The 2960-nt window shown below is 68.7% G+C and carries 3 protein-coding genes; 2 read left to right on the top strand and 1 reads right to left on the bottom strand.

Annotation, left to right across the window (positions count from 1 at the left end; genetic code table 11):
• Together rlmB and ACNPM4_RS05410 are read left to right on the top strand one after the other, a co-directional pair.
• Positions 1 to 922 (top strand): 23S rRNA (guanosine(2251)-2'-O)-methyltransferase RlmB (rlmB, locus tag ACNPM4_RS05415; protein ID WP_448984969.1); only part of this gene is annotated, 922 nt, incomplete at its 5' end.
• 22 nt (positions 923 to 944) lie between these two features.
• Positions 945 to 1586, top strand: coding sequence for an NAD(P)-dependent oxidoreductase (locus ACNPM4_RS05410; protein ID WP_262001241.1), 642 nt, complete (start codon positions 945 to 947; stop codon positions 1584 to 1586).
• Positions 1587 to 1615: 29 nt separating this feature from the next.
• On the opposite strand, the gene ACNPM4_RS05405 is transcribed toward ACNPM4_RS05410, so the two are convergent.
• The gene (locus ACNPM4_RS05405; protein WP_262001240.1) at positions 1616 to 2920 is read right to left on the bottom strand and encodes a DUF4032 domain-containing protein; all 1305 of its coding nucleotides are present in this window, start codon (positions 2918 to 2920) and stop codon (positions 1616 to 1618) included.
• Positions 2921 to 2960 lie beyond the last annotated feature (40 nt).

Here is a 2960-nt window from a genome sequence, read left to right as displayed (position 1 = left end):
CGAGGGCCGCGGGCCGACCCCGAAGGCGGAGGACCGCGCGTGGCACCCCGCAGGCAAGCGCAAGGCCGCAGCCGAGCGCTACGCCGCGTCGGGCGGCAAGGGGCGCCCCGGCGGCAGTCGTCCGGGGTCCGGCGGCGGTGCGAACCGTGCGCCGAAGGCCAAGGCGGGGGACGACACCGAGAATGTCACCGGGCGCAACTCCGTCCTCGAGGCTTTGCGGGCGAAGATCCCGGCGACGGCGTTCTACATCGCGCAGCGCGTCGAGATGGACGACCGTGTGAAGGAGATGCTGGCGATCGCCACGAATCGCGGGATCCCCGTGATGGAGGTCACCCGTCCGGAGCTCGACCGCATGGCCGGCTTCGACGGCGTGCACCAGGGCGTCGCGATCAAGGTGCCGCCGTACGAGTACGCCCACCCACAGGATCTGCTCGAGCAAGTCATCGACAAGGGCGAGGTCCCGCTGTTCGTGGCGCTCGACGGCATCACGGACCCCCGTAACCTGGGCGCGATCATCCGCTCCACCGCGGCGTTCGGTGGGCACGGCATCATCCTTCCGCAGCGCCGCTCGGCCGGTGTCAACTCCGCAGCCTGGAAGACGAGTGCCGGAGCAGTCGCACGGACCCCCGTCGCGCTGGCGACCAACCTCACCGCGCAGCTCAAGGAGTTCAAGAAGCAGGGCGTGTTCGTGCTCGGCCTCGACGGCGACGGTGACGTGTCGCTCCCCGAGCTCCAGCTGGCTGATCGTCCTGTCGTGATCGTGGTCGGCTCGGAAGGCAAGGGGCTGTCCCGTCTGGTCTCCGAGACGTGCGATCAGATCGTCTCGATCCCGATCTCTGCGGCCGCTGAATCCCTGAACGCCGGCATCGCGACCTCGGTCGCGCTCTACCAAGTCGCGTCTCTCCGCGCCGCGAAGAACTAGACCGTCCGAGGAAAGGCAGATCATGGCCCGTATCATCGTGCTCGGAGGGACCGGCTACGCCGGTCGTCACATCGTCCGGGAGGCGGTGAGTCGCGGCCATGCGGTGATCGCGATCTCCCGATCGGAACCCACCGAACCGGTGGCGGGAGCCGCATATCTGCAGGGTTCCGCCCTCGACCTCGATCCGATCGCGGAAGCGTTCGTCGGGGCGGATGCCGTCGTGTCGGCGCTCTCCCCTCGCGGCGACATGGAAGATCGTGCGCTCGAGGCGCTGTCGAACGTCGTCGACCGGGTCGCGGGCACCGAGACGCGTCTCGGTGTCGTCGGCGGTGCAGGTGGCAGCCTGGTGGCTCCCGGGGGACCGCGTCTGTTCGACCAGGATTTCCCTGAGGAGTACAAGCATGAGGCGCAGGTCGGCATCGACTCCCTCGCGCTCCTCGAGGAGACGGAGGCCGACCTCGACTGGTTCTTCATCCACCCCGCTGAGGTGTTCGGTCCCTGGGCCGAAGGCGAGCGCACCGGGCACTATCGCGACGGCGGCGACGTGATCGTCCGCGATGCCGACGGCAAGTCGTTCATCTCCGGCGCGGATTTCGCGGTCGCCGTGGTGGACGAGATCGAGCAGGGCAACCACCACCGAGAGCGGTTCACCGTCGGCTACTGACGCCACGACTTTCGGCGACCGCGGAGGTGTCAGACCAGGTCGCGCCAGTCGATGTCCTCATCGTCATCGGCCACCGGAGTCGCACCGGTGACGACCGGCAGGCTCATCGTCTCGGTCGGCGGGCCCATGATGGTCGCCTCGTCACGCCGGTGTCGCAGCACTTCGTTGATGTAGCTGGTCAGCACCTCGGCGAGCGGCACCGAGCGCCCCTGCGCCTGCGAGAGGTACCAGCGGTGCTCGAGCACCTGGTGGAAGACCTCGGCGGGCTCCAGCTTGGCTCGTAGCTCGTACGGGATCGCGCGCACCACCGGCTCGAAGACACGGGTGAGCCACTCGTGCGCGTACATCTCCTCGTCCGCCCACTGCTTCGTCGAGCGGGCGCGGAACTCGTCGAGGTCGTTCAGCAGGCGTCGCGCCTGGTTCTCCTCGACGTCCAGCCCCGTCAGACGGATCAGGCGGCGCTGGTGGTGACCGGCATCCACCACCTTCGGCTGGATCTCGACGACGGTGCCGTCCGCGGTCGTCGACATGGACATCTCGTCGATGTCGAACCCCAGGGCGTTGAGGCGCTCGACCCGCTCCGTGATGCGCCAGGTCTCCGCCGCCGAGAAGGACTCCTGGGCGGTGAGCTCGGCCCACAGCGATCGATACGACGAGACGATGCCGTCGGCGATCGCCACCGCGTCGACACCGTGTTCGAGGCGACCGCCCGCGGCGAGGTCCATGATCTCGCCGGCGATGTTCGTGCGGGCCAGGTCGAGATCGTAGGCGCGCTGACCGTCGGTCAGCCCCTCCTCGTGCAGCTCACCCGTCTCCGCATCGACCAGATACGCGGCGAACGCGCCCGCGTCGCGGCGGAACAGCGTGTTCGACAGGGAGACGTCGCCCCAATAGAAGCCGACGTTGTGCAGCCGCACCAACAGCAGGGCCAGGGCATCGACGAGGCGGGTCGCGGTGTCGGGGCGCAGCACCCGCGTGAAGAGCGCGCGATAGGGCATCGAGAAACGCAGGTGAGAGGTGACCAGCGCGGCCGGAAGAGCCTCGCCGTCGGCATCCGTACGCCCGGCGATCACCGCGACCCGGTCGACGCAGGGCACGTCGAGGCGGGCGAGATTGCCGAGCATGTCGTACTCGCGCTGGGCCATCTCCGCCGTGGTCTCCTTCACGGCGATGACCCGGCCGGAGAGGTCGGCGAAGCGCACGAGGTGGCGGGAGAGCCCCTTCGGGAGCGACACGATGTGCTCCGACGGCCACTTCGCCAGTGTCGTGGACCAGGGGAGGGACAACAGCCCCGGATCGATCTTGCTGGCGGTGATCCGCAGCGAATCCTGCATGATGCTCCCTGGTCGAGGTGGGACAGAAAGAGACGCGGGG

Source organism: Microbacterium umsixpiens, from assembly GCF_053543675.1.
This window is presented reverse-complemented; position numbering and strand designations above follow the sequence as displayed.

Bases quoted from the DNA above. Each gene is read 5' to 3' on its own strand.
- ACNPM4_RS05405 (WP_262001240.1), bottom strand. From the start codon at position 2,920: ATGCAGGATTCGCTGCGGATCACCGCCAGCAAGATCGATCCGGGGCTG.
- ACNPM4_RS05410 (WP_262001241.1), top strand. From the start codon at position 945: ATGGCCCGTATCATCGTGCTCGGAGGGACCGGCTACGCCGGTCGTCAC.